A 25,805-nucleotide genomic window follows, 5' to 3' on the forward strand; every position below is an offset into this window, starting at 1 on the left:
CTGACATGCAATTAAACGTAAATGACGCTCAAGCGATCGAAGTTTCCGAACTGACATTTGGCGGCGAGTTCAACGAGACGCTGGTTCACCAAGCAGTCGTGGCCTACATGGCCGGCGGCCGTCAAGGTAGCAAGCAGCAAAAGACCCGTTCCGATGTTCGTGGTGGCGGTAAGCGCCCATGGCGTCAGAAAGGTACTGGCCGTGCTCGTGCCGGTACTATCCGTAGCCCAATCTGGCGTGGCGGCGGTACCACTTTCGCAGCTCGTCCACAGGATCACTCTCAGAAGCTCAACAAGAAGATGTACCGCGCAGCAATGCGTTCCATCCTTGCTGAACTGGTTCGTACTGATCGTCTGATCGTGGTTCAGGACTTCGCAGTTGAAGCACCGAAGACCAAAGATCTGCTGAACAAACTGAATGGCATGGGTCTGACAGACGTCCTGATCGTGTCCGAAGTTGTTGATCAGAACCTGTACCTGGCTGCTCGCAACCTGCCACACGTTGATGTACGTGACGTGCAAGGTTCCGATCCAGTTAGTCTGATCGCATACGACAAGGTGTTGATCACCGTGTCGGCCGTGAAGAAATTCGAGGAGCTGCTGGGATGAACCAGGAACGCGTATTTAAAGTTCTGCTTGGCCCGCACGTTTCCGAGAAGGCTACGGTTCTGGCAGACAAGAAAGGCCAGTTCGTTTTCAAGGTTGCTACTGATGCAACCAAGCTGGAAATCAAGAAGGCCGTCGAAAGCCTGTTCAGCGTGAAAGTTGAGCGTGTTACTACCCTGAATGTTCTGGGTAAAAGCAAGCGCACCGCTCGCGGCGTGGGCAAGCGTAATGACTGGAAGAAGGCAGTAATCTCCCTTCAGCCAGGCCAAGATCTCGATTTCAGCAGCAGTGCTGAGTAAGGAAGGGGTGCATCATGGCAATCGTTAAATGCAAACCGACTTCCCCTGGCCGCCGTCATGTGGTCAAGGTGGTCAACCAGGAGCTGCATAAAGGCGCTCCTCACGCACCGCTGCTCGAGAAGAAATCGAAGACTGGTGGTCGTAACAACAATGGCCGTATTACCACGCGTCACATCGGTGGTGGTCATAAGCAGCATTATCGTTTGGTCGACTTCCGTCGCAACGACAAAGATGGCATTCCAGCCACTGTTGAGCGTATCGAATACGATCCAAACCGTACTGCTCACATTGCTCTTATGTTGTACGCAGACGGCGAGCGCCGCTACATCATCGCCCCTAAAGGCGTGAGTGCCGGTGACCAGCTGATCGCAGGTGCTTTGGCACCGATCAAGCCGGGCAACGCTCTGCAACTGCGCAACATTCCAGTTGGTAGCACCGTACACGGCATCGAATTGAAGCCGGGTAAAGGCGCGCAAATCGCACGTTCCGCTGGTGCTTCGGCTCAGCTGGTCGCTCGTGATGGTGTCTATGTGACCCTGCGTCTGCGCTCTGGTGAAATGCGTAAAGTATTGGCTGAATGCCGTGCAACGCTTGGCGAAGTCTCGAACTCCGAGCACAGCCTGCGTTCCCTGGGTAAAGCTGGTGCCAAACGCTGGCGTGGCGTTCGCCCAACCGTTCGTGGTGTTGCCATGAACCCGGTTGACCACCCACATGGTGGTGGTGAAGGTCGTACCTCTGGTGGTCGTCATCCGGTATCGCCATGGGGCTTCCCGACTAAGGGCGCGAAGACTCGTGGTAATAAGCGTACCGACAAAATGATCGTCCGTCGTCGCAAGTAAATAGAGGGATACGACAGTGCCACGTTCTCTGAAAAAAGGTCCTTTTATTGATCTTCACCTACTGAAGAAGATCGAAGTGGCGGCGGAAAAGAACGATCGCAAACCGGTGAAAACCTGGTCGCGCCGTTCTATGATCCTGCCACAAATGGTCGGTCTGACCATCGCTGTGCATAACGGTCGTCTTCATGTCCCAGTTCTTGTGAACGAAGACATGGTTGGCCATAAACTAGGCGAGTTTGCCGGTACCCGCACTTATCGTGGGCACGTGGCAGACAAGAAAGCCAAGCGTTAAGGGGTAAGGAACGATGGAAGTAGCCGCTAAGTTGTCGGGCGCTCGAATCTCCGCCCAGAAAGCCCGCTTGGTCGCCGACCAGATCCGCGGGAAGAAGGTGGGCGAAGCGCTCAACCTGTTGGCTTTCAGCAACAAGAAAGCCGCCGAGATCATCAAGAAAGTGCTGGAGTCGGCCGTAGCCAACGCCGAGCATAACGAAGGCGCAGACGTTGACGACCTTAAAGTCGCTACCGTTTTCGTCAACGAAGGGCGTTCGCTGAAGCGCATCATGCCGCGTGCCAAAGGCCGCGCTGATCGCATCGTCAAGCGGTCTTGCCATATCACTGTCAAGGTTGCTGACAAGTAACGGAGTCGAAGAGATGGGTCAGAAAGTACATCCCATTGGCATTCGCCTGGGAATCGTCAAGGAGCACACCTCCGTCTGGTACGCAGACGGCCGGACTTATGCGGACTATTTGTTCGCTGATCTGAAGGTGCGTGAATACCTCCAAGACAAACTAAAAAGCGCGTCCGTAAGCCGTATCGATATCCATCGTCCGGCTCAGACTGCACGTATCACCATCCACACTGCTCGTCCTGGTATCGTTATCGGGAAGAAAGGTGAAGATGTTGAGAAACTGCGTCAGGACCTGACCAAGCAAATGGGTGTGCCTGTGCACATCAATATCGAAGAGATCCGCAAGCCGGAACTCGACGGTATGCTGGTTGCGCAGAGCGTAGCTCAGCAGCTGGAGCGTCGTGTAATGTTCCGTCGCGCGATGAAACGCGCTGTACAGAACGCTATGCGCATTGGTGCCAAAGGCATCAAAATCCAAGTGAGCGGTCGTCTCGGCGGTGCTGAAATCGCACGTACTGAATGGTATCGCGAAGGTCGTGTGCCACTGCACACCCTGCGTGCCGACATCGACTATGCCAACTACGAAGCTCACACCACTTACGGTGTGATCGGTGTAAAGGTTTGGATCTTCAAAGGCGAAGTAATTGGTGGTCGCCAAGAAGAACTGAAGCCACAAGCACCAGCGCCTCGTAAAAAAGCTGCTAAGTAAGGGGTACGCCAAATGTTACAACCTAAGCGTACGAAGTTCCGCAAGCAGATGACAGGCCACAACCGTGGCTTGGCATTGCGCGGTAGCAAAGTCAGCTTCGGCGAATATGCGCTGAAGTCTGTTGCTCGTGGTCGTCTCACCGCTCGTCAGATCGAATCAGCGCGTCGTGCACTGACCCGTCACGTTAAGCGTGGCGGTAAGATCTGGATCCGTGTATTCCCGGACAAGCCTGTAACCAAAAAGCCACTCGAAGTTCGGATGGGTAAAGGTAAGGGTAACGTGGAATATTGGGTTGCCCAGATTCAGCCAGGCAAAGTCCTGTATGAAATCGAGGGTGTTACTGAAGAGCTGGCGCGTGAGGCTTTCGCCCTGGCTGCTGCAAAGCTGCCGCTCGCCACCTCCTTTGTTAAACGGACGGTGATGTGATGAAAGCGAATGAACTTCGTGAAAAATCCGCACAGCAGCTGAACGAGCAACTGCTCGGCTTGCTGCGCGACCAGTTCAATCTGCGCATGCAGAAAGCAACTGGCCAGTTGGGGCAGTCGCATCTGCTCTCGCAAGTTAAGCGTGACATCGCTCGCGTGAAGACTGTGCTCAAACAGCAGGCAGGTAAGTAATCATGGCTGAAGCCGAAAAAACTGTCCGTACGCTGACTGGCCGTGTTGTCAGCGACAAGATGGACAAGACCATCACCGTACTGATCGAGCGTCGCGTTAAGCACCCGATCTACGGTAAATATGTTAAGCGTTCGACTAAGCTGCACGCGCACGACGAAACCAATCAGTGCCACATCGGCGACAAGGTCACTATTCGTGAAACTCGTCCGCTGGCCAAGACCAAGTCTTGGGCATTGGTTGATATTCTCGAACGCGCTGTGGAAGTCTAAGGACTAGGGGTCGGAGAAATTATATGATTCAGACTCAATCCATGCTCGATGTGGCCGATAACAGCGGCGCACGCCGCGTTATGTGCATCAAGGTGCTGGGTGGCTCCCATCGTCGTTACGCTGGTATCGGTGACATCATCAAAGTTACCGTGAAGGAAGCAATTCCTCGCGGTAAAGTGAAAAAAGGCCAAGTGATGACTGCTGTTGTAGTCCGCACTCGTCACGGCGTACGTCGTGCTGATGGCTCCATTATCCGCTTTGATGGCAACGCTGCTGTTCTTCTGAACAACAAGCAAGAGCCGATCGGCACCCGTATCTTTGGGCCAGTGACCCGTGAACTTCGTACTGAGAAGTTCATGAAGATCGTCTCGCTCGCCCCAGAAGTGCTGTAAGGAGATCCGACATGCAAAAGATTCGTCGTGACGACGAGATCATCGTGATCGCCGGCAAAGACAAAGGTAAGCGCGGTAAGGTGCTTAAGGTTCTCGCTAACAACCGTTTGGTTATTGGCGGTCTGAACCTGGTTAAGCGTCATACCAAGCCTAACCCTATGTCGGGCGTGCAAGGCGGTATCGTCGAAAAAGAAGCTCCACTGGACGCTTCTAACGTCGCCATCTTCAACGGCGAAACCAACAAGGCTGACCGCGTTGGTTTCAAAGTAGAAGAAGGCAAGAAAATTCGTGTCTTCAAGTCGACCCAAAAAGCGGTTGATGCTTGAACACTGCTAGGTAGATAAGACCATGGCACGACTAAAAGAGATTTACCGGAAGGAAATCGCTCCGAAACTTAAGGAAGAACTTAAGCTTTCGAACGTGATGGAAGTTCCGCGCGTTACCAAAATCACCCTGAACATGGGTTTGGGCGAAGCGATCGGTGATAAGAAAATCATCGAGCACGCTGTAGCTGATTTGGAAAAGATCACGGGTCAAAAATGTGTTGTGACCTACGCTCGCAAGTCCATCGCAGGCTTTAAAGTTCGCGAAGGCTGGCCGATCGGCGTTAAAGTTACTCTGCGCCGTGAGCGTATGTACGAATTCCTGGATCGTCTGCTGTCGATCTCCCTGCCTCGGGTACGCGACTTCCGCGGCCTGAATGCCAAGTCCTTCGATGGTCGTGGTAACTACAGCATGGGCGTGAAAGAGCAGATCATCTTCCCGGAAATCGACTACGACAAGATCGATGCCCTTCGCGGTCTGGACATTACCCTGACCACCACTGCTCGGACAGATGATGAAGGTCGCGCCTTGTTGCGTGCTTTCAAATTCCCGTTCCGCAACTGATTGGAGTAGGAAAATGGCCAAGATGAGCATGAAAAACCGCGAGCTGAAGCGTCAGCTCACGGTTGCCAAGTTCGCCAAGAAGCGTGCAGCACTGAAAGCCATCATCGTGGATCTGAACGCAAGTCCAGAAGCACGTTGGGAAGCTCAGGTAGCTCTGCAGAAGCAGCCACGTGACGCAAGCGCTGCGCGCATGCGTAACCGCTGCCGCCTGACTGGTCGTCCGCATGGTGTTTACCGCAAGTTCGGCCTTGGCCGTAACAAATTGCGTGAAGCAGCAATGCGCGGTGACGTACCAGGTCTGGTTAAAGCCAGCTGGTAAGGCGTACAGGCAAAGTTGTCACTGTCAGGATCGCAAGATCCTGACAGTCGGTGACCTTGAATATGAATCAAGCCCCTATTGGGGCTTGATTCATTTCTGGCGTGTGTCTAGAATGACCGGCTCGCCTGAGCCCGTGCTTTTTAAGCATTGAGTCACTCGGCGACAGATGTAGCCGCGAGGCTAATTATTTTTGTAACAGGAGCGTCTAGCCCATGAGTATGCAGGACCCGTTAGCGGACATGCTAACTCGAATCCGTAATGCCCAGATGGCTGAAAAGTCCGTCGTAAGCATGCCATCTTCCACGTTGAAGGTAGCTGTAGCCAAAGTTCTCAAAGACGAAGGTTACATCGCGGATTATCAGATCAGCAGCGAAATCAAACCACTGCTGTCTATCGAGCTGAAATACTTCGAAGGCCGTTCGGTTATCGAAGAAGTGAAGCGCGTTAGCCGTCCAGGCCTGCGTCAGTACAAGTCCTCCGAAGATCTGCCGAAAGTTCGTGGCGGTCTTGGTGTGTCTATCGTCTCCACCAGCAAAGGTGTGATGACGGATCGTGCTGCGCGCGCTGCCGGTGTCGGCGGCGAAGTTCTTTGCACTGTGTTCTAAGGGGGGATAAGCATGTCACGCGTCGCTAAGAACCCCGTTAAGCTGCCAGCTGGTGTCGAAGTAAAATTCGCCGGCCAACAGCTTTCGGTGAAGGGTGCCAAGGGCACTCTAGAACTGAACATCCATTCGTCCGTTGAGATCGTTGAAGAAGCTGGTGAGCTGCGTTTCGCTGCTCGCAATGGCGATCAACAAACTCGCGCAATGGCTGGTACCACTCGTGCGTTGGTAAACAACATGGTCCAAGGCGTAAGCCAAGGCTTCGAGCGCAAGCTCCAGCTGGTCGGTGTTGGTTACAAAGCGCAAGCAAAAGGCACAGTGCTGAACCTGGCTCTTGGCTTCTCGCACCCAGTGGATTACGAACTGCCGGAAGGCATCACCGCTGAGACTCCTAGCCAAACCGATATCCTGATCCGGGGTATTGATAAGCAGCTGGTAGGTCAGGTGGCCGCTGAGATCCGCGGTTTCCGTCCGCCAGAGCCTTATAAAGGTAAGGGTGTACGTTACGCGGACGAAGTCGTCCGTCGTAAAGAAGCCAAGAAGAAGTAGGGCATAGCAAATGACCGACAAAAAAGTTACTCGCCTGCGTCGCGCTCGCAAAGCACGTCTGAAAATGCACGAACTCGAAGTCGTGCGTCTCTGCGTGTTCCGCTCGTCGCAGCATATATACGCCCAGGTCATCTCGGCCGACGGCAGCAAAGTCCTGGCAAGTGCCTCGACTTTGGACAAAGAACTGCGTGATGCTGCTACTGGCAACATCGACGCGGCCACAAAGGTTGGCCAGCTGGTCGCTACGCGTGCAAAAGCCGCTGGCGTCTCGCAGGTGGCTTTCGACCGCTCTGGCTTCAAGTACCACGGCCGCGTGAAAGCGCTGGCTGAGGCTGCTCGTGAAGCTGGGCTGGAGTTCTAAGTTATGTCAAATAACGACCAAAAGCGCGACGAAGGCTACATTGAGAAGCTGGTTCAAGTTAACCGCGTAGCCAAAACCGTTAAAGGCGGCCGTATCTTCACTTTCACCGCGTTGACCGTGGTTGGTGATGGTAAAGGGCGCGTTGGCTTCGGCCGTGGCAAGTCACGTGAAGTGCCTGCTGCGATCCAGAAGGCAATGGAAGCTGCTCGCCGCAACATGATCCAAGTTGACCTGAACGGCACAACTCTGCAGTACGCAATGAAGTCCGCTCATGGCGCTTCGAAGGTGTACATGCAGCCTGCTTCTGAAGGTACCGGTATCATCGCTGGCGGCGCTATGCGTGCTGTCCTCGAAGTTGCTGGCGTTCAGAACGTTCTGGCCAAGTGCTACGGCTCGACTAACCCGGTAAACGTGGTTCACGCCACTTTCAAGGGTTTGAAGGCTATGCAGTCTCCTGAGTCTATTGCCGCTAAGCGTGGCAAAAGCGTTAAGGAGATCTTCTGATCATGGCTACCGTTAAAGTAACGCTGATCAAAAGCATGACCGGCCGCATCCCTAATCACAAACTGTGCATTAAGGGTCTGGGTCTGCGTCGCATCGGTCACACTGTAGAAGTACTTGATACTCCCGAGAATCGCGGGATGATCAACAAGGCTTACTACATGCTGCGTGTAGAGGGTTAATCGATGAAACTCAATGATCTGAGTCCAGCGCCGGGTTCCCGTCGCGAAAAGCATCGTCCGGGCCGTGGTATCGGTAGCGGTTTGGGTAAGACTGGTGGCCGTGGTCACAAAGGTCAGTCCTCCCGTTCCGGTGGCACAATTGCTCCAGGCTTTGAAGGCGGTCAACAGCCGCTGCATCGCCGTCTGCCTAAGTTCGGTTTCGTTTCCCTGAAAGCCATGGATCGCGCAGAAGTGCGTTTGTCCGAGCTGGCTAAAGTGGAAGGCGACATCGTTACTGTGCAGACCCTGAAAGATGCCAACGTGATCAACGTCAACGTACTGCGTGTGAAAATCATGCTGTCCGGTGAAGTTACTCGCGCTGTCACAATCGGCAAGGGAATCGGCGCCACCAAAGGTGCGCGTTCGGCTATCGAAGCAGCTGGCGGCAAGTTCGAGGAATAAATGGCTAAGCAAGGTGCTCTCTCAGCGCTCAGCAAAGGCGGGTTATCCGAGCTCTGGGCTCGTCTGCGTTTTCTATTCCTGGCGATTATCGTCTACCGAATAGGCGCACACATCCCAGTTCCAGGTATTAACCCGGACCGGTTGGCGGACCTGTTTCGACAGAATGAGGGGACCATTCTTAGCTTGTTCAACATGTTTTCCGGCGGCGCGCTGGAGCGGATGAGTATTTTTGCGCTGGGGATCATGCCGTACATTTCGGCATCGATCATCATGCAGCTTATGTCCGCTGTCAGCCCGCAGCTGGAGCAGTTGAAGAAGGAAGGTGAAGCTGGTCGTCGCAAGATAAGCCAGTACACCCGCTACCTCACTGTCGCTCTTGCTCTTGTTCAGGCTATTGGCATGTCCATAGGTCTGGCAGGGCAAGGCGTAGCGTTCACTGGTGACCTGGGCTTCCATTTCGTTGCAGTAACCACTTTTGTGGCTGGTGCAATGTTCATGATGTGGCTGGGTGAGCAGATTACTGAGCGTGGTGTTGGCAACGGTATCTCGATGTTGATTTTTTCGGGTATCGTCGCCGGTCTTCCGAGAGCAATTGGGCAGTCTTTCGAGTCTGCGCGTCAGGGCGATATCAATATCTTCGCTCTGGTTGCTATCGGTTTGCTGGCAGTAGCGATTATCGGTTTCGTGGTGTTCATTGAGCGTGGTCAGCGTCGTATTGCTGTTCACTACGCCAAGCGTCAGCAGGGCCGCAAGGTGTTTGCTGCGCAGACTAGCCACCTACCGCTGAAAGTGAATATGGCCGGTGTTATTCCGGCTATTTTTGCGAGCAGCATTTTGCTGTTCCCGGCTTCGCTGGGTGCCTGGTTCGGTCAGTCTGAAGGTATGGGCTGGTTGCAGGACATCTCGCAGTCGATCGCTCCTGGTCAGCCGTTGAATATTCTGCTGTTTAGTGCAGGGATTATTTTCTTCTGCTTCTTCTATACGGCGTTGATGTTCAATCCGAAAGACGTAGCGGAAAACCTGAAGAAGTCCGGTGCCTTTATTCCGGGTATCCGTCCAGGTGAGCAGTCGGCGCGCTATATTGATGGCGTTTTGACTCGTTTGACTCTGTTCGGTGCTCTTTATATGACGGCCGTATGTCTGTTGCCCCAGTTCCTGGTGGTTGCGGCAAACGTTCCGTTCTACCTTGGCGGGACCTCGTTGCTGATCGTGGTCGTGGTTGTTATGGACTTCATGTCCCAAGTACAATCGCACCTCGTTTCGCACCAGTACGAATCCCTGATGAAGAAAGCCAACCTGAAGGGCTACGGCAGCGGCATGCTTCGCTGAAGTACCCATAAGGTGAGAGGAGTTGGTGATGAAAGTTCGTGCATCGGTGAAAAAGCTGTGCCGTAACTGCAAGATTATTCGCCGCGAAGGTGTTGTTCGGGTAATTTGCAGCGCGGAACCACGTCACAAACAGCGCCAAGGCTGAGTGTGATCTGTTTGAAGCCCAGCAGCTAGTGCGCTGCTGGGTTGATTATTTGTTATTACAGCGATATTATCTCGCGCCCTATTTCTTGGCTTCCGGGGCGTAGGTAGCTGTCAATTGGAGTCCCACTGAATGGCCCGTATTGCAGGCGTTAACATTCCAGATAACAAGCACACTGTTATCTCGCTGACCTACATCTTTGGTGTTGGTCGCACTACTGCGCAGAAAATTTGCGCAGAGACTGGGGTAAACCCAGCCGCTAAGATCAAAGATCTGAGCGACGAGCAGATTGAGTTGCTGCGTGGCGAAGTGGCAAAGTTCACCACTGAAGGTGACCTGCGTCGTGAAGTCAACATGAAAATCAAACGCTTGATGGATTTGGGCTGCTACCGCGGTCTGCGCCATCGTCGTGGTCTTCCAGTACGCGGTCAGCGTACCAAGACCAACGCGCGTACTCGCAAAGGTCCGCGTAAGCCGATCCGCAAGTAATCGCACCAGCGAATCGACAGGAATTTAGTCATGGCAAAACCTGCTGCTCGTCCTCGTAAAAAAGTCAAAAAGACAGTGGTTGATGGCATCGCCCACATCCACGCGTCTTTCAACAACACAATCGTGACCATCACCGACCGTCAGGGTAACGCGCTTTCTTGGGCTACCTCCGGTGGTTCGGGTTTCCGCGGTTCTCGCAAGTCCACCCCGTTCGCTGCTCAAGTAGCTGCTGAACGTGCTGGTCAAGCTGCGCTGGAATATGGCCTGAAAAACCTTGACGTTAACGTTAAAGGTCCAGGTCCAGGTCGTGAGTCCGCTGTCCGTGCTTTGAACGGCTGTGGCTATAAGATCGCCAGCATCACCGACGTGACGCCAATCCCGCACAACGGGTGCCGTCCGCCGAAGAAGCGCCGCGTGTAATCCAGGAGACTGTAAAGAATGGCTCGTTACATTGGTCCAAAATGCAAACTGGCACGTCGTGAAGGCACCGATCTCTTCTTGAAGAGTGGTGTGCGCGCTATCGAATCGAAGTGCAATATTGAAGCTGCTCCAGGCATCCACGGCCAACGCCGCGGTCGCCAATCCGACTACGGCACCCAACTGCGTGAAAAGCAGAAGGTCCGTCGTATCTACGGCGTTCTCGAGCGTCAGTTCAGCGGCTACTACAAACAAGCTGCTGGCAAGAAAGGTGCAACTGGCGAAAACCTGTTGCAACTGCTCGAATGCCGCCTGGATAACGTCGTATACCGTATGGGTTTCGGTTCTACTCGTGCCGAATCCCGTCAGTTGGTATCGCACAAGTCGATCAGCGTAAACGGTCAGACCGTTAACGTTCCGTCCTACCAGGTACGTGCTGGTGACGTGGTCGCTATCCGCGAGAAAGCAAAGAACCAGCTTCGCATTGTCCAAGCTCTCGATCTGTGTGCCCAACGTGGCCGCGTAGAATGGGTAGAAGTAGACACTGAGAAGAAGTCGGGCGTTTTCAAGAACGTTCCTGCTCGCAGTGATCTGTCCGCCGACATCAACGAAAGCCTGATTGTCGAGCTCTACTCCAAGTAAGGGCTAGAAAATAGGTGCATCCATGCAGATTTCGGTAAATGAGTTCCTGACACCTCGCCATATTGATGTGCAAGTTGTCAGTCCAACCCGCGCTAAAATCACACTCGAGCCTCTCGAGCGTGGTTTTGGCCACACCCTGGGCAACGCGCTGCGACGCATCCTGTTGTCCTCAATGCCAGGCTGTGCAGTAGTCGAGGCCGAGATTGATGGTGTGCTCCACGAGTACAGCGCCATCGAAGGTGTACAGGAAGACGTAATTGAAATCCTGTTGAACCTTAAAGGTCTGGCTATCAAGCTGCACGGCCGTGACGAAGTTACGCTGACCTTGTCGAAGAAGGGTTCGGGGGTGGTTACCGCTGCCGATATTCAGCTGGATCATGATGTCGAGATCGTTAATCCCGATCACGTAATCGCCAACCTGGCGTCTAACGGCGCCTTGAACATGAAGCTCACTGTAGCTCGTGGTCGTGGTTATGAACCAGCAGACTCGCGTCAGAGCGATGAAGACGAAAGCCGCAGCATTGGTCGCTTGCAGCTTGACTCTTCGTTCAGCCCGGTTCGCCGTATCGCATACGTGGTGGAAAACGCCCGTGTCGAGCAGCGTACTAACCTGGACAAGCTGGTTATTGATCTGGAGACCAACGGTACACTGGATCCTGAAGAGGCTATTCGTCGTGCTGCAACCATCCTGCAACAGCAGTTGGCTGCATTCGTCGACCTCAAAGGTGACAGCGAACCAGTGGTTATCGAACAGGAAGACGAGATCGATCCGATCCTGCTTCGTCCGGTTGACGATCTGGAACTGACCGTGCGTTCGGCCAACTGCCTTAAGGCGGAGAACATTTACTACATCGGTGACCTGATTCAGCGCACCGAAGTAGAACTGTTGAAGACTCCGAACCTGGGCAAGAAATCCTTGACTGAAATCAAGGACGTTCTGGCCTCCCGTGGTCTGTCCCTCGGCATGCGCCTCGACAACTGGCCGCCTGCAAGTCTTAAGAAGGACGACAAGGCGACTGCCTGATCGTCGTAATCACCGAACGTTGTGTTTGGTAAGGAATGAACCATGCGTCATCGTAAAAGTGGTCGTCACCTGAGCCGCACTAGCTCCCACCGCAAGGCTATGTTTCAAAACATGGCAGTGTCGTTGTTTGAGCACGAGCTGATCAAAACGACTCTGCCGAAAGCCAAAGAATTGCGTCGCGTTGCTGAGCCGCTGATTACTCTGGCCAAGAATGATTGTCTGGCTAACCGCCGTCTGGCATTCGACCGTACGCGTTCGAAAGCCATCGTTGGTAAGCTGTTCAACGATCTGGGCAAGCGTTATGCAACTCGTGAGGGTGGCTACCTGCGCATCCTCAAGTGCGGTTTCCGTGCTGGCGACAACGCGCCTATGGCGTACGTCGAGTTGGTTGATCGTCCAGTTGGCGGTGAAGCTGTATCCGCTGAGTAAGACGTCAGTCTCTACAAAGAACCGGGCCTAGTGCCCGGTTTTTTGTGTCTGATTAATTATTATTTTCTATTGATCGCGATCAATTAATGAATTTGCCCGCGTAGAGTTCATGGTCAATACTCCTCCTCAGCCGATTAGCCGGCAGTACAAAGACTTACTGAGGAAGCAAAAGCATGAGCCAGACCAAAACGCTTACGACCGCCAGCGGCGCTCCAGTTGCTGACAACCAGAATTCTCGTTCTGCTGGCCCCCGTGGCCCATTGTTGCTCGATGATTTTCATCTGATCGAAAAGCTTGCTCACTTCAACCGTGAAAACATTCCGGAGCGTCGTGTCCACGCCAAGGGTTCGGGTGCACATGGCACCTTCACGCTGACCCGTGACATGGCTCAACTCAGCAGCGCCAAGCTGTTTGATACCGTAGGCAAGCAAACCCCGACCTTTCTGCGTTTCTCTACCGTAGGCGGCGAGCGCGGCTCGGCAGACACTGCCCGTGATCCACGTGGTTTTGCCCTCAAGTTCTATACCGAAGAAGGCAACTGGGACATCGTGGGTAACAACACCCCGGTATTCTTCATTCGTGATCCGTTGAAGTTTCCTGACTTTATCCACACCCAAAAACGCCTTCCGCAGAGCAATCTGAAAAGTGCACAGATGATGTGGGACTTCTGGTCGCATTCCCCTGAATCCCTGCACCAGGTCACCATCCTGTTTTCCGATCGTGGCATCCCGGATGGCTATCGCCACATGCACGGGTTCGGCAGCCACACCTACAGCCTGATCAATGCGGCCGGTGAGCGTCACTGGGTCAAATGGCACTATAAAACCATGCAAGGCATCAAGAACCTGCCGCCAGCGGAAGCCGAGCGTCTTGCAGGCAGTGATCCGGACTACGCGCAGCGTGATCTGTTTGATGCCATCGAGCGGGGCGACTTCCCGAAATGGCGCGTATGCATGCAAGTCATGACTGAAGCCCAGGCTGCGGCCCACTACGAAAACCCGTTTGACGTGACCAAAACCTGGTCGCAGAAAGAGTTCCCGCTGATTGAAATTGGCGAGCTGGAGTTGAATCGCAATCCGCTTAACTACTTTGCCGAGGTGGAGCAGGCTGCATTTGGTCCAAGCAACATGGTTCCGGGTGTCGGTCTGTCGCCAGATCGCATGCTGCAAGGCCGTGTGTTCGCTTACGCGGATGCCCATCGTTACCGTATAGGCACCAACCACCAGCACTTGCCGATCAACGCTGCGCGGGTGCCTGTGCATAACTACCAGCGCGATGGCTCGATGGCTTTTGGCAACAACGGTGGCGCTGCACCCAACTATGAACCCAACAGCTATGCCGATGCACCCAAGCAGGCGCCGCAGTATGCAGAGCCGCCTTTGGCCCTGAGTGGCGCGGCCGATCGTTACGATCATCGGGTTGACAGCGATTACTACAGCCATGCCGGTGCGCTGTTCCGTCTGATGAATGACCAGCAGAAAACCCTGCTGATAAACAATATTGCAGGCGCCATGGACGGGGTTACGCCAGATGTTGTGCAGCGTCAGCTGCAGCATTTCTACAACGCCGATCAGGCTTACGGTGACGGTGTTGCCAAAGCACTGGGTGTAAAGGCTAAGTAAGTCTAAGTGAGAAGCAGAACCGCCCTCAATTGGGCGGTTTTTGCGTTATTTAGCTCTGTTTTCTCTACAAATGCAGGATTTTATAGCGATTGAGTCGTGACCTCCCGGTCAGCTTGGTTCAAACTACAGTCTTTCAAGCAGGGAGATGTGCGGCGATGCAAGGGCACCCGGACGTAATCGATTATCTCAACACGTTGCTCACCGGCGAGCTGGCTGCACGTGACCAATACTTTGTCCATTCCCGTATGTACGAGGACTGGGGCTTTGCCAAGCTGTACGAGCGTATCAACCACGAAATGGAAGAAGAGGCACAACACGCTGATGCGTTGATGCGCCGGATTCTGATGCTCGAAGGCACTCCGCGCATGCGCCCGGATGATCTGGATGTCGGTACCACAGTGCCTGAGATGTTTGCTGCCGACTTGCGTCTTGAGTACAAGGTTCGCGCAGCGCTCTGCAAGGGCATCGCTCTGTGCGAGCAGCACAAGGATTACGTGAGCCGCGACATGTTGCGCATTCAGCTGGCAGACACTGAAGAAGATCACACCTACTGGCTGGAAAAGCAGTTGGGCCTGATCAAGGCCATCGGCCTGCAGAACTACCTGCAATCGCAGTTCTGACCGACCTCGATCTGTAGGCGCGCACTTGCCCGCGAGCCGTTAAAAGATTGCGAGCAGAAGTCTGACCCATGAAAAAGCCCCTGCCACTTCACAATGGCAGGGGCTTTTTCATGCCCGGGATTTAATCCCTGTCGCGGATCAGCAGCGGCTTCAAATAGAAGCCTGTATGGGATTGCGCCATCTCAGCCACGTCTTCCGGTGTGCCGACCGCTATGATCTGCCCACCTTTGGAGCCGCCTTCTGGCCCAAGATCCACCAGCCAGTCAGCAGTCTTGATGACGTCCAGGTTGTGTTCGATCACCACCACCGTATTGCCGTGGTCTCGTAGTCGATGCAGCACATCCAGCAATTGCTGGATGTCAGCAAAGTGCAGGCCTGTTGTAGGTTCATCGAGGATATACAGGGTCTTGCCGGTATCGCGCTTGGACAGCTCGCGGGACAGTTTGACCCGTTGCGCCTCGCCGCCTGACAGCGTCGTGGCGGACTGCCCCAGCTTGATGTACGACAGACCTACATCCATCAGTGTCTGCAGCTTGCGCGCCAGCGCAGGCACCGCGTCGAAGAACACACGGGCTTCTTCGATCGTCATCTCCAGCACTTCGTGAATGCTCTTGCCCTTGTATTTGATTTCAAGGGTTTCACGGTTGTAGCGCTTGCTCTTGCACACGTCACAAGGAACATAGATGTCGGGCAGAAAGTGCATTTCCACCTTGATCAGGCCATCGCCCTGACATGCCTCGCAGCGTCCGCCCTTCACGTTGAAGGAGAAACGCCCTGGCCCGTAGCCCCGGGAGCGGGATTCCGGTACGCCGGAAAACAACTCGCGGATAGGCGTGAACAGCCCGGTGTACGTTGCCGGGTTGGAACGAGGGGTACGACCGATCGGGCTCTGGTCGATATCGACCACCTTGTCCAGATGCTCAAGGCCTTTGATGCTGTCGTGCGCCGCGGCCTCCAGGGTGGTCGCGCCATTCAGGGCGGTAGCACTGAGCGGGTAGAGCGTGTTGTTGATCAGCGTCGACTTGCCCGAACCCGAAACCCCGGTCACACAGGTCAGCAGCCCCAGAGGGATTTCCAGATCCACGTTGCGCAAGTTGTTGCCGCGGGCGCCCTTGAGCGACAGCGTCATCTTCTTGTTGCGCGGCGTACGTTTGGCCGGCACGGGAATTTTCACACGGCCCGACAGGTACTTACCGGTCAGCGAATCCGGATGCGCCATCACCTCGGCAGGCGTGCCTTGGGCAACGATGTGTCCGCCATGCACCCCGGCGCCCGGGCCGATATCAACCACATAGTCCGCCAGACGAATCGCATCCTCGTCATGCTCCACCACAATCACTGTGTTGCCGATGTCGCGCAGATGCTTGAGGGTGCCGAGCAGGCGATCGTTATCGCGCTGATGCAGACCGATGGAGGGCTCGTCGAGGATGTACAGCACTCCGACCAGACCTGCGCCGATCTGACTGGCCAGACGGATACGTTGCGCCTCACCGCCAGACAGGGTGTCAGCACTGCGATCCAGCGACAGATAGTCCAGGCCCACGTTCACCAAAAACTGCAGGCGTTCGCGAATTTCCTTGAGGATCTTGTCGGCGATTTCCCCGCGGCGCCCGGTCAGGCTCAGGGTGCTGAAATACTCGGTTGCATCCCCGATCGGCATATTGGTCACGGCCGGCAGGGTTTTCTCGCCGACCCAGACGTGACGGGCTTCGCGACGCAGGCGGGTACCGCGGCAATCCGGGCAAGACTGAGTGCTCAGGAACTTGGCCAGCTCTTCGCGCACAGTGGCCGATTCGGTTTCGCGATAGCGGCGCTCCAGGTTGGGCACGATGCCTTCAAACGGGTGCGAGCGCTTGACGATATCGCCCCGATCATTCAGATAGCGGAAATCAACGTTATGGGTGCCGCTGCCATACAAAATGACTTTTTGCTTGTCGGCCGGGAGTTCACCGAAGGGCACTTCCAGACTGAAGTCGTAATGCTTGGCCAGCGCCCCGAGCATCTGGAAGTAATAAACGTTACGCCGGTCCCAGCCGCGTATGGCGCCTTCGGCCAGCGTCAGCTCGCCATTGACCAGGCGTTTGATATCGAAAAACTGCTTGACCCCCAAACCGTCACAGGTCGGACACGCCCCGGCAGGGTTGTTGAAGGAAAACAGTTTGGGCTCAAGTTCGCTGATGGCATGGCCGCAGATCGGGCAGGCGAAGCGCGCGGAGAAGATCATCTCTTCGCCCGGCTCGTCGTCCATAGGTGCAACCAGAGCAATGCCGTCGGCCAGCTTCAGCGCGGTCTCGAATGACTCGGCCAGGCGCTGTTGCAGGTCAGGGCGAACCTTGAAGCGGTCAACCACTACATCAATAGTGTGCTTCTTCTGCTTGTCGAGCTTGGGCAGCTCGTCCAGTTCGCAGAGTCTGCCATTGACCCGGGCCCGCACGAAACCTTGAGCGCGCAGCTCTTCAAAAACCGAAAGGTGTTCACCTTTGCGCTCGCGAATCACGGGGGCCAGGAGCATCAGTTTGCTGCCTTCCGGCTGCGCCAGTACCAGGTCGACCATTTGGCTGACGGTTTGGGCTTCAAGCGGGATGTCGTGATCGGGGCAGCGGGGGATGCCTACGCGGGCATACAGCAGGCGCAGGTAATCATAAATTTCGGTGATGGTGCCGACAGTGGAACGCGGGTTATGGGATGTTGATTTCTGCTCGATGGATATCGCCGGTGACAGACCTTCGATGGTATCGACGTCAGGCTTTTCCATCATCGACAAGAACTGCCGGGCATAGGCCGACAGCGACTCGACATAACGGCGTTGGCCTTCAGCGTACAGCGTATCAAACGCCAGGGATGATTTGCCGGAGCCAGACAGTCCGGTGATGACGATCAGCTTGTCCCTGGGCAGGGTCAGGTCGATGTTCTTCAGGTTGTGGGTTCGTGCCCCACGTATCAGGATCTTGTCCACTGCGGCCTCGCTTGGCGGGCATAACGTAAACGAATGAGTATACGGATCTGTACGAAAGCTGTGCAGGCTCTTAATGGCATGTTGGTATTAATGAGCCTTTATAACTTTTACGTGACAAAGCGTCGCGCCTCTCTCGTGTGTGTGCTGTTACTCGATGGGACTGGTAGAATCGCCGCCGGTTCACATGAGGTTATTCCATGCACGATCCCCACAGCGACCGCATGAGTGGTAGCGAGACCCGGGCAGCAAGCGGTCTGGCCCTTGTGTTCGCCTTCCGTATGCTTGGCATGTTTATGGTGTTGCCGGTTCTGGCGACCTATGGGATGGACCTCGCCGGTGCGACGCCAGCCCTGATCGGCCTGGCCATAGGCGCATACGGCCTGACTCAGGCAATTTTTCAGATTCCTTTCGGGGTTATTTCTGACCGTATTGGTCGGCGTCCGGTTATTTACCTTGGGTTGATCGTCTTCGCCCTCGGTAGTGTGCTGGCAGCCAACTCGGACTCGATCTGGGGCGTCATTGCCGGTCGGATCCTGCAGGGTGCAGGCGCAATCTCTGCCGCCGTAATGGCGTTGCTTTCAGACCTCACTCGCGAACAGCACCGCACCAAAGCCATGGCCATGATCGGCATGACCATTGGCTTGTCGTTTGCGGTGGCGATGGTCGTAGGCCCGTTGTTAACCCGGGCCTTCGGGTTGTCGGGCCTGTTCCTGGCCACCGGCGGCATGGCGCTGGTCGGGATCGTCATCGTCATGTTCATGGTGCCGCGCTCAACCGGTACCTTGCAGCACCGCGAGTCGGGGGTCGCCAGGCAGGCATTGCTGCCGACCTTGCGGCACCCTGACCTGCTGCGTCTGGACCTGGGGATTTTCGTACTGCACGCCATGCTGATGTCGAGTTTCATCGCATTGCCGCTGGCGCTGGTCGAAAAAGCCGGCCTGCCCAAAGAGCAACATTGGTGGGTGTACCTGACTGCCTTGCTGATTTCTTTCTTCGCCATGATTCCGTTCATCATCTACGGCGAAAAGAAACGCAAAATGAAACGAGTTTTACTCGGCGCCGTCGTGACGTTGATGCTCACTGAGCTATTCTTCTGGAAGTTCGGCGACAGCTTGCGAGCGTTGGTGATAGGTACCGTGGTGTTTTTCACCGCGTTCAACCTGCTCGAAGCTTCATTGCCTTCGTTGATCAGCAAGGTATCTCCGGCGGGTGGCAAGGGTACGGCGATGGGGGTTTATTCCACCAGCCAGTTCCTCGGTTCGGCACTGGGCGGCATACTCGGCGGCTGGTTATTTCAGCATGGCGGTTTGTCGGTTGTGTTCCTTGGATGCGCAGGTCTGGCTGCACTCTGGCTGGTCTTTGCTGTTACCATGCGTGAACCGCCTTATGTGACAAGCTTGCGCTTGCCGCTATCGCCTGAAGCGCTTCGCGAAGCAGGTCTGGCCGAGCGTTTAAAGGCTGTTACAGGCGTTACAGATGCAGTGGTGGTAGCACAAGAGGCTGCCATTTATATCAAATTGGACACCGAACTATTGGATCGCGCGACACTCGAGCAGTTGGTTAACCCAGCGCCGACGTGCGAAGCCTAGGAGAACGTTATGGCCCGTGGGGTTAACAAAGTTATATTGGTCGGCACGTGCGGCCAGGATCCCGAAGTTCGCTACTTGCCTAACGGTAATGCCGTGACCAACCTGAGTCTGGCAACCAGCGAACAGTGGACCGACAAGCAAACCGGCCAGAAAGTCGAAAAGACTGAATGGCACCGTGTATCGATGTTCGGCAAGGTTGCCGAGATCGCTGGCGAATACCTGCGCAAGGGTTCGCAGGTGTACATCGAAGGCAAGCTGCAAACCCGTGAGTGGGAAAAAGACGGTATCAAGCGTTACACCACCGAAATCGTGGTCGACATGCAAGGCACCATGCAACTGCTGGGCGGCCGTCCGCAGGGCGACCAACAAAACCAGGGCGGTGGTAACAACTACCAGCCACAGCAGTCTGCACCGCGTCAGCAGGCTCAACGCCCTGCGCCGCAGCAGCAACAGCCTCAACAGCAGCAGTCGCGCCCAGCGCCGCAGCAGCAGGCACCTCAACCTGCACCGGACTTCGACAGCTTTGATGACGATATCCCGTTCTAGCGACTAGCCTTCGGGCGACATACTCAGAACCAACAAAGGCCCGTCGCTGGTTCAGCAACGGGCCTTTTGTTTGGGGCCGGAAATGGCTGCGCCGCGCAGGGCGCTGACAACACTCAGATCCGTCCTGCAAAAAATGGCAACCGGGCTGATCCGGGCAGTCCAGGTCAAAAGCCTGCGTGTTACGCCAGGCGCCTGGCGCTTCATTGACTACGCTGTACTGATCTCAAGTACCGGCGGGCCAATTGGCCAACGTCAGCGGTTCCGTCAAAGATGTCCAGGAGGACTCCCGGGTTTGTTCAATTTCAAAGCAGCGATTGTGCTTCTCATCCTGTTGCTCTCAGGCAACGGCATTCTCCAGGCAGCCCCCACGCTGGCCTCGGTTATCAAGGCAGAAGAGACGGATGGCAAGCCCCCGGTGCTGGTCGATGGCGGCTTGCTGGGTGCCTTGGGCGAGGGTATGGACCAGATCCAGGAACGGCTCGGCCTGAGCGCTCGTCTGCTGGGCTCCTGGAGTTTGCGCTCAGAGCTTGCGGTGGATGAAGTCGGTGAACTGGTCGAACAGGCATCGGCTCATCCCTCATGGGGCGCCTTGGGGGACTTCGTCCTGTTGCCAGCCATCTGGTTCGGGGCTTTTTTCGGGCTGATGCTGGCGGGGCGCTTGCTGGTGCGATACCTGGATATGACGCGTGCGATCAACACCAGGCCGCGCATACAGGCACTTGTCGGTTATGTGGTGCAGTACCTTTTGCCTGCAGTGATAAGTCTGGTGCTGACCTTGTATGCCAGTCGTTATCTGCAAGACACCATTGGCCGTTCACTGGGGATGACCCTGACCTATGCGGGCAGTGCCGGGGTGTTCAGTGTGGCGCTGGTGCTGGCACTCAGTGCGATGTTTGAAGTCGGACACAAGCGGATTGCAGTTCAGATCATTCGCAAGTATTCGCGCCGGCCACTGTTCCTGATCGGCTTTTTTGCCGCGCTGAGTGACGGGATGAACAGCCCGCAAATTGCGCTGCAAATTGGCGATAACATTGCGAGCTGTCTGTCGGTTTTTGCCGGGTTGCTGGCGTGCATCATTTTTGCCTTTCTGGCCATACGGTTGCGTCGCCCCGTGGCGCACCTGATTCGGGACCGTGCACTGGCGCAGCGTCTTGGTCAGCCTGCACTGCAGGAGTCGTTGCGTATTTTTTCGGCGTTGTGGTACTGGCCGATACTGCTGATGCTGGTGGTCACGGCGCTCAATTTGCTGGGAATTGGCGAGGGCAGTGAGCGTGCCATGCGCGGTGCGCTGCTGACTTCAGGGCTGATCATCGGCGCGGTTTTTTTAAGTACGATTTTGCACCACTCATTTCGTACGCCGACCCGCCGTACAAGCATCTATCGAGAGCGTTTACTGAATGTGCTTTATGCATTGCTGCGTATTGCTCTGGCTGTGACCTTTATCGAGCTCCTGTCCCAGATCTGGGGGTTCTCCCTGCTGGCATTCGCCTCGGACAGCAACACCGGCAAGGTCATCAGCGATTCGCTGGGGCGCATCCTGCTGATCCTGCTGGTGACATGGCTGGCCTGGGTGGTGCTCGATACCGCCATCCAGCAAACGCTGGAACCTACAGTGACCCGACATGGCACCCGCGAACCGAGCACCCGCGTCAAAACCATCCTGCCGCTGATGCGCAATGCAATAAAAGTAATTCTGGTGGTGGTCTGCACCATCACCACCATGGCCAACCTGGGTGTCAACGTCGCGCCTTTCCTCGCTGGTGCCGGGGTCATCGGGCTGGCAATCGGCTTTGGTTCCCAGCAGCTGGTACAAGACGTCATTACGGGGCTGTTCATTATTATTGAGGACACCATCTCGGTCGGCGACTGGGTGGTGGTCGACTCCAACCATGCGGGTACCGTTGAGGGGCTGACCATTCGCACCTTGCGCCTGAGGGACTCGCGTGGCTTCGTGCATTCGGTGCCCTTTGGTCAGATCAAGGCGGTGATCAACCATTCCCGGCAGTTTGCGTACGCATTTTTCTCGGTTCAGTTCACCTACGACACCGACACCGATCAGGCCATCGACATGATCCGCCAGGCCGGAAGCCAGATCAGTGACGATCCTTTGCTCAGTCTCAGCCTGCAGGGCTCGCTGACGGTATTCGGGGTCGACAGTATGAATCTCGATGGCGTAACCATTACCGCTCAGTTCAGAACCATGTCCGGCGCCCAGAGCTCCGTCAGTCGGGCTTTCAATGACCGGCTCAAAAAGCTTGTGGATAAGTGTGACGATGTCCACTTTGCGCAACATTATCCACAGGGATTCCTGATGCCCGTACGCGATACCGGCGAACCGGCACCGGCTGCCGGGCAGCCGCCTTCCAGGTTGCTGCTCACTGACATGCCGCCGCAGCTGTAGTGAGCCCGTTGACCCGCAGGGGTGCAGTTTGTCAGTGACGGCGGGGCCATAAACCCGCAAAATACGGAGGTCTTGATCATGGCCAGCAGCTTTCACCGTTGGTTTTCTGGTATACATCACCGTTCTGAATAGACTGAGTCTGCACACTCTATGCGAATGCGCCTTATGTTATTGGGCGGCGGAAATGCTCTCGGGCAGGCGCTGATTCGTCAGGGTGCCGAGGAAGACATTAATTTCCTCGCCCCGCGTCCGCCGCAAGACGGCTGGGACGCTGCGAGCCTTACGCAGCTGCTGGATGACACCCGCCCGGATGCGGTCATCAACCTCGCGTATTACTTCGACTGGTTTCAGGCGCCGACAGTCAGCGAGTCCCGACTTGCTGGCCAGGAGCGCTCTGTCGAACGTTTGGCCGAGTTGTGCCAGCACCACAACATCATTTTGCTGCAACCTTCCAGCTATCGGGTTTTCGACGGTTCGCGGGCGACGGCCTACAGCGAAAAGGACGAACCCGTTCCGCTGGGGTTACGCGGTCAGGCACTGTGGCGAATCGAGCAAAGTGTGCGGGCCATCTGCCCGCAGCACGTGCTGCTGCGTTTTGGCTGGCTGCTGGATGACAGCCCGGAAGGTCTGCTCGGGCGGTTTCTGACCCAGGCTGAAAAGCCGGGAGAATTGTTGCTGGCCGATGATCGCCGGGGCAATCCGACACCGGTAGATGACGCCGCACGGGTGATTATCTCAGTGCTCAAGCAGCTGGATTGCGCCGCGCCGCTGTGGGGTACTTATCACTACGCGGGGCACGAGGCGACCACGCCGCTGGCGCTGGGGCAAGCGATCCTGAGCGAAGCGCGCACCCTGCATCCACTGGCTGTCGAAGCACCTGTACCGCAGGCGCATGCGGCATGCCCGGACGCCGCGGAAGAGCCCCAGCATGCTGTGCTGGCCTGCAAGAAAATCTTACACACCTTCGGGATCAAGCCTCGCGCCTGGCGTGCGGCACTCCCGACATTACTGGACAGACTTTATCGTCATGGCTGATTCACCCGTTTTAGTGACCGGCGGCGCCGGATTTATCGGTTCCAATCTGGTTGATGCCTTGTTGGCCAAGGGGCATGCCGTACGCATTCTCGACGACATGTCCACCGGCAAGCGCTGCAATCTGCCAATGGACAACCCCAAGGTCGAGCTGATCGAAGGCGACGTGGCGGATGCTGCCCTGGTTGCCAGGGTCATGGCCGGTTGCAGTGCCGTGGTTCACCTGGCGGCAGTTGCCTCGGTGCAAGCCTCGGTGGACGACCCGGTACGTACCCATCAAAGCAATTTCATCGGCACCCTTAACGTGTGCGAAGCCATGCGTGAATCCGGGGTCAAACGGGTTGTTTTTGCCTCCAGCGCTGCTGTGTATGGCAATAACGGTGAAGGTGAGTCGATTGTCGAAGACACCCCCAAGGCGCCACTGACGCCTTATGCGTCCGACAAACTGGCCAGTGAATACTATCTGGACTTTTACCGTCGCCAACACGGGCTGGAACCGGCGATTTTCCGTCTGTTTAACGTCTTTGGCCCGCGCCAGGACCCGTCATCGCCGTACTCCGGGGTGATCAGCATCTTCAGCGAACGCGCGGTAAAGGGCCTGCCCATCACCATTTTCGGCGATGGCGAGCAAACCCGTGACTTCATCTATGTCGGTGACCTGGTGAACATCCTGGTTCAGGCTGTCGAAGCCCGGCAGGTTGAAGAAGGCGCGGTCAACGTCGGCCTGAACAAAGCCACCACCCTCAAGCAAATGCTCGAGGCGCTGGGCGACGTGGTCGGTGGACTGCCGCCCATCAGCTACAGTGCGGCCCGCTCCGGCGATATCCGCCATTCACGGGCAGACAACAGCCGCTTGCTGCAACGCTTCAAGCTTGGCGAAACCACACCCATGAGTGTTGGTCTGGCGCGTTTGCTCGGACGCTGACAAGCCCCTGGCTACAAAAAAAGGCGCCTCCAGGGCGCCTTTTTTGATGTTGTTTGTCGCTTAAAACTTGTAACCCAGACCTACCATGTAAACGAACGGATCCACGTCTACATTGACCTTGGCGCGGGTGCCAGGCGCTACTGCGTTGTTTTCCACCGTGGCGCGGGTATCGATATCGATATAGCGTGCCTGGGCGTTGATCATGATGTTATCGGTCAGCATGTAGTCAGCACCGACCTGGAATGCCATGCCCCACGAGTTCTTTGCCTTGAAGTTGTCAAAGCCTGCCGCGCTGGCGCTGCTGCCAACGTGCTCGTCATAGATCCAAGTGTAGTTGATACCGGCACCCACGTAAGGCTGGAACGCCGACTTGGAGTCCAGCGGGTAGTACACAACACTCAGGGTTGGCGGCAAGTGCTTGAGGCTGCCCAGCTTGCCGTTTGCCGCAGACAAGGCGGTGCCTTTAAGTTTCACGTCATGCTCAAACGGCGTGGCTGCCAGCAGTTCAATACCGACATGGTCGGTGATCATGTAGGCGAAGTTGAGGCCCAATTGCGTGTCGCTGCTCATGGTCGCCTTGCCACCCAGATCCGCGCCCGCCAGCGGGCCCTGATCAACCTTGACGCTGGAGCTGTCGGCCTTCGGGTTTACCGTGATCGCACCGGCACGCAGAATGATGTCACCTTCAGTGTGGGCGTGGGCAAGCGGGGCGACGACGGCGAGCGCAAGCGCGGCTGCGCTGAGCAAAGACTTGTGCATGGGAGCTCCATTGGGATATTTGAAATTTATATAACCAATGGTAAAGAGCGCCATGCCGCGCTCAGTTGACCCAGCTCAATGAACGGTGAGTTTGTGAAAATTTCGTGAGCTGGCCCGTGCTCATCGTCCCTGCAGGAGCGATGGGGGGGTTACTCCGGCAGTTCGTACACAACGATTTTTTGCGCATCCATCTGGTAGCCCGCATCTGCCAGTTCACTGGTACTGGATTTGACCTGCATCGCGCCTTCGATCCAGTACGGCTGGTACAGCTCATCGACTTGCACCCCGACCTTGCTGGTGACATGCACGATCTGGTTCGACGGCGGAGGCGGCACGTGGATACAGGCGCCGAAGTAGGGCACCAGCAAAAATTCGGTGGTGCGGCCTTCTTCATTGACTTCAAGGGGCACGATATAGCCCGGCAAGCGAATCAACTGACCGTCCAGCGTCGTCACCACCGGCGCATTGGGCAAGTCCTGCCTGGCTGCCGGGGCGGCCTCCATGTCGCCCATCTGTGACAGGTCGTGCAGCGGTGCCATGTCTGGCACTTCAGCCGGCGCGTCGGGCGGAATCATCTCCGACCACGTCAACTCTTTCGGCTCTGCTGCCCACAAAGGAGTAGTGATCAGCACAAGCAGTGCCAGCAGCACGCGTGGCAACACGGACATTGTTATAACCCCG

At 55.9% G+C, this 25,805-nt stretch carries 36 protein-coding genes; 33 read left to right on the forward strand and 3 right to left on the reverse strand.

What is annotated here, in order from left to right; translation table 11 throughout:
* Positions 1–5: 5 nt before the first annotated feature.
* The 28 genes from rplD (at position 6) to bfr (ending at position 14,916) form a co-directional block, all read left to right on the forward strand.
* A complete protein-coding gene (gene rplD / locus B195_RS02520) occupies positions 6–608 on the forward strand; it encodes a 50S ribosomal protein L4 (RefSeq protein WP_003444376.1) in 603 nt (200 codons plus the stop codon).
* Complete coding sequence (gene rplW / locus B195_RS02525) at positions 605–904, forward strand: 50S ribosomal protein L23 (protein WP_003444375.1); 300 nt, start codon at positions 605–607, stop codon at positions 902–904. Before rplD ends, rplW begins: the two co-directional genes overlap by 4 nt.
* A gap of 14 nt (positions 905–918) precedes the next feature.
* On the forward strand, positions 919–1,743 hold the full coding sequence (gene rplB / locus B195_RS02530; RefSeq protein ID WP_003444374.1) for a 50S ribosomal protein L2: 825 nt from the start codon (positions 919–921) through the stop codon (positions 1,741–1,743).
* Between the two features lie 16 nt (positions 1,744–1,759).
* A complete protein-coding gene (gene rpsS / locus B195_RS02535; RefSeq protein ID WP_003232420.1) occupies positions 1,760–2,035 on the forward strand; it encodes a 30S ribosomal protein S19 in 276 nt (91 codons plus the stop codon).
* A gap of 13 nt (positions 2,036–2,048) precedes the next feature.
* Positions 2,049–2,381 carry a 50S ribosomal protein L22 gene (rplV, locus tag B195_RS02540; RefSeq protein ID WP_003444373.1) on the forward strand — a complete coding sequence of 111 codons (333 nt, stop codon included), beginning with the start codon at positions 2,049–2,051 and terminating at the stop codon, positions 2,379–2,381.
* 13 nt (positions 2,382–2,394) lie between these two features.
* Positions 2,395–3,081: a 30S ribosomal protein S3 gene (gene rpsC, locus B195_RS02545; protein ID WP_003176422.1), complete on the forward strand. Its 687-nt coding sequence runs from the start codon at positions 2,395–2,397 to the stop codon at positions 3,079–3,081.
* A gap of 12 nt (positions 3,082–3,093) precedes the next feature.
* A complete protein-coding gene (rplP, locus tag B195_RS02550; RefSeq protein WP_003444372.1) occupies positions 3,094–3,507 on the forward strand; it encodes a 50S ribosomal protein L16 in 414 nt (137 codons plus the stop codon).
* Positions 3,507–3,698, forward strand: coding sequence for a 50S ribosomal protein L29 (gene rpmC, locus B195_RS02555; RefSeq protein WP_003444371.1), 192 nt, complete (start codon positions 3,507–3,509; stop codon positions 3,696–3,698). The genes rplP and rpmC overlap by 1 nt, the downstream gene beginning before the upstream one ends.
* Before the next feature lie 2 nt (positions 3,699–3,700).
* The gene (gene rpsQ, locus B195_RS02560; protein ID WP_003444370.1) at positions 3,701–3,967 is read left to right on the forward strand and encodes a 30S ribosomal protein S17; all 267 of its coding nucleotides are present in this window, start codon (positions 3,701–3,703) and stop codon (positions 3,965–3,967) included.
* A 23-nt stretch (positions 3,968–3,990) separates the two neighbouring features.
* The gene (gene rplN / locus B195_RS02565) at positions 3,991–4,359 is read left to right on the forward strand and encodes a 50S ribosomal protein L14 (protein ID WP_002555479.1); all 369 of its coding nucleotides are present in this window, start codon (positions 3,991–3,993) and stop codon (positions 4,357–4,359) included.
* Positions 4,360–4,370: 11 nt separating this feature from the next.
* Positions 4,371–4,685 carry a 50S ribosomal protein L24 gene (rplX, locus tag B195_RS02570; protein WP_003444369.1) on the forward strand — a complete coding sequence of 105 codons (315 nt, stop codon included), beginning with the start codon at positions 4,371–4,373 and terminating at the stop codon, positions 4,683–4,685.
* 22 nt (positions 4,686–4,707) lie between these two features.
* A complete protein-coding gene (rplE, locus tag B195_RS02575; RefSeq protein WP_003444368.1) occupies positions 4,708–5,247 on the forward strand; it encodes a 50S ribosomal protein L5 in 540 nt (179 codons plus the stop codon).
* 13 nt (positions 5,248–5,260) lie between these two features.
* Entirely contained in the window at positions 5,261–5,566 is a 306-nt protein-coding gene (rpsN, locus tag B195_RS02580; protein ID WP_003444367.1) for a 30S ribosomal protein S14, read from the forward strand.
* Positions 5,567–5,778: 212 nt separating this feature from the next.
* Positions 5,779–6,171, forward strand: a complete 393-nt coding sequence (rpsH, locus tag B195_RS02585) for a 30S ribosomal protein S8 (RefSeq protein WP_003444366.1) — start codon at positions 5,779–5,781, stop codon at positions 6,169–6,171.
* Positions 6,172–6,183: 12 nt separating this feature from the next.
* Positions 6,184–6,717: a 50S ribosomal protein L6 gene (gene rplF / locus B195_RS02590; protein WP_003444365.1), complete on the forward strand. Its 534-nt coding sequence runs from the start codon at positions 6,184–6,186 to the stop codon at positions 6,715–6,717.
* A 10-nt stretch (positions 6,718–6,727) separates the two neighbouring features.
* Positions 6,728–7,078 (forward strand): 50S ribosomal protein L18, encoded by a 351-nt coding sequence (gene rplR, locus B195_RS02595; RefSeq protein ID WP_003444364.1) that lies wholly within the window; start codon positions 6,728–6,730, stop codon positions 7,076–7,078.
* Positions 7,079–7,081: 3 nt separating this feature from the next.
* Positions 7,082–7,582, forward strand: coding sequence for a 30S ribosomal protein S5 (gene rpsE, locus B195_RS02600; RefSeq protein WP_003186035.1), 501 nt, complete (start codon positions 7,082–7,084; stop codon positions 7,580–7,582).
* A gap of 2 nt (positions 7,583–7,584) precedes the next feature.
* Positions 7,585–7,761: a 50S ribosomal protein L30 gene (gene rpmD / locus B195_RS02605; RefSeq protein WP_003444363.1), complete on the forward strand. Its 177-nt coding sequence runs from the start codon at positions 7,585–7,587 to the stop codon at positions 7,759–7,761.
* Positions 7,762–7,764: 3 nt separating this feature from the next.
* On the forward strand, positions 7,765–8,202 hold the full coding sequence (gene rplO / locus B195_RS02610; RefSeq protein ID WP_003444362.1) for a 50S ribosomal protein L15: 438 nt from the start codon (positions 7,765–7,767) through the stop codon (positions 8,200–8,202).
* Positions 8,203–9,531, forward strand: coding sequence for a preprotein translocase subunit SecY (gene secY / locus B195_RS02615; RefSeq protein ID WP_003444361.1), 1,329 nt, complete (start codon positions 8,203–8,205; stop codon positions 9,529–9,531).
* Positions 9,532–9,559: 28 nt separating this feature from the next.
* Positions 9,560–9,676, forward strand: a complete 117-nt coding sequence (rpmJ, locus tag B195_RS02620; RefSeq protein ID WP_002555468.1) for a 50S ribosomal protein L36 — start codon at positions 9,560–9,562, stop codon at positions 9,674–9,676.
* 129 nt (positions 9,677–9,805) lie between these two features.
* Positions 9,806–10,162 carry a 30S ribosomal protein S13 gene (gene rpsM, locus B195_RS02625; RefSeq protein ID WP_003444360.1) on the forward strand — a complete coding sequence of 119 codons (357 nt, stop codon included), beginning with the start codon at positions 9,806–9,808 and terminating at the stop codon, positions 10,160–10,162.
* 30 nt (positions 10,163–10,192) lie between these two features.
* Complete coding sequence (gene rpsK, locus B195_RS02630; protein WP_002555466.1) at positions 10,193–10,582, forward strand: 30S ribosomal protein S11; 390 nt, start codon at positions 10,193–10,195, stop codon at positions 10,580–10,582.
* An 18-nt stretch (positions 10,583–10,600) separates the two neighbouring features.
* Positions 10,601–11,221, forward strand: coding sequence for a 30S ribosomal protein S4 (gene rpsD, locus B195_RS02635; protein ID WP_003444359.1), 621 nt, complete (start codon positions 10,601–10,603; stop codon positions 11,219–11,221).
* Between the two features lie 22 nt (positions 11,222–11,243).
* Positions 11,244–12,245, forward strand: a complete 1,002-nt coding sequence (rpoA, locus tag B195_RS02640) for a DNA-directed RNA polymerase subunit alpha (RefSeq protein WP_003176403.1) — start codon at positions 11,244–11,246, stop codon at positions 12,243–12,245.
* A 42-nt stretch (positions 12,246–12,287) separates the two neighbouring features.
* Entirely contained in the window at positions 12,288–12,674 is a 387-nt protein-coding gene (gene rplQ / locus B195_RS02645; protein WP_003444357.1) for a 50S ribosomal protein L17, read from the forward strand.
* Between the two features lie 173 nt (positions 12,675–12,847).
* On the forward strand, positions 12,848–14,296 hold the full coding sequence (locus B195_RS02650; protein ID WP_003444355.1) for a catalase: 1,449 nt from the start codon (positions 12,848–12,850) through the stop codon (positions 14,294–14,296).
* A 155-nt stretch (positions 14,297–14,451) separates the two neighbouring features.
* On the forward strand, positions 14,452–14,916 hold the full coding sequence (gene bfr / locus B195_RS02655; RefSeq protein ID WP_003444336.1) for a bacterioferritin: 465 nt from the start codon (positions 14,452–14,454) through the stop codon (positions 14,914–14,916).
* A gap of 121 nt (positions 14,917–15,037) precedes the next feature.
* Here bfr and uvrA read toward each other — a convergent pair whose 3' ends face one another.
* Entirely contained in the window at positions 15,038–17,872 is a 2,835-nt protein-coding gene (gene uvrA / locus B195_RS02660) for an excinuclease ABC subunit UvrA (protein ID WP_003444334.1), read from the reverse strand.
* A gap of 197 nt (positions 17,873–18,069) precedes the next feature.
* On the opposite strand from uvrA, the gene B195_RS02665 reads away from it, so the two are divergent.
* From B195_RS02665 to B195_RS02685, 5 genes are all read left to right on the forward strand, one after another.
* Positions 18,070–19,461, forward strand: coding sequence for an MFS transporter (locus tag B195_RS02665; RefSeq protein WP_003444333.1), 1,392 nt, complete (start codon positions 18,070–18,072; stop codon positions 19,459–19,461).
* 9 nt (positions 19,462–19,470) lie between these two features.
* Positions 19,471–20,007, forward strand: coding sequence for a single-stranded DNA-binding protein (locus B195_RS02670; protein WP_003444330.1), 537 nt, complete (start codon positions 19,471–19,473; stop codon positions 20,005–20,007).
* A gap of 292 nt (positions 20,008–20,299) precedes the next feature.
* Positions 20,300–22,408, forward strand: a complete 2,109-nt coding sequence (locus B195_RS02675) for a mechanosensitive ion channel family protein (protein WP_003444328.1) — start codon at positions 20,300–20,302, stop codon at positions 22,406–22,408.
* Between the two features lie 150 nt (positions 22,409–22,558).
* On the forward strand, positions 22,559–23,443 hold the full coding sequence (locus B195_RS02680) for a sugar nucleotide-binding protein (protein ID WP_003444326.1): 885 nt from the start codon (positions 22,559–22,561) through the stop codon (positions 23,441–23,443).
* On the forward strand, positions 23,436–24,365 hold the full coding sequence (locus tag B195_RS02685; protein ID WP_003444324.1) for an NAD-dependent epimerase/dehydratase family protein: 930 nt from the start codon (positions 23,436–23,438) through the stop codon (positions 24,363–24,365). Before B195_RS02680 ends, B195_RS02685 begins: the two co-directional genes overlap by 8 nt.
* 60 nt (positions 24,366–24,425) lie before the next feature.
* Here the strand turns inward: B195_RS02685 and B195_RS02690 are convergent, their stop codons facing one another.
* Positions 24,426–25,124 carry an OmpW family protein gene (locus tag B195_RS02690; protein WP_003444322.1) on the reverse strand — a complete coding sequence of 233 codons (699 nt, stop codon included), beginning with the start codon at positions 25,122–25,124 and terminating at the stop codon, positions 24,426–24,428.
* Positions 25,125–25,273: 149 nt separating this feature from the next.
* Positions 25,274–25,792, reverse strand: coding sequence for a DUF3299 domain-containing protein (locus B195_RS02695; RefSeq protein ID WP_003444320.1), 519 nt, complete (start codon positions 25,790–25,792; stop codon positions 25,274–25,276).
* Positions 25,793–25,805 lie beyond the last annotated feature (13 nt).

It is taken from the genome of Pseudomonas sp. Lz4W (assembly GCF_000346225.2).
Classification (GTDB): Bacteria; Pseudomonadota; Gammaproteobacteria; order Pseudomonadales; family Pseudomonadaceae; genus Aquipseudomonas; species Aquipseudomonas paraversuta.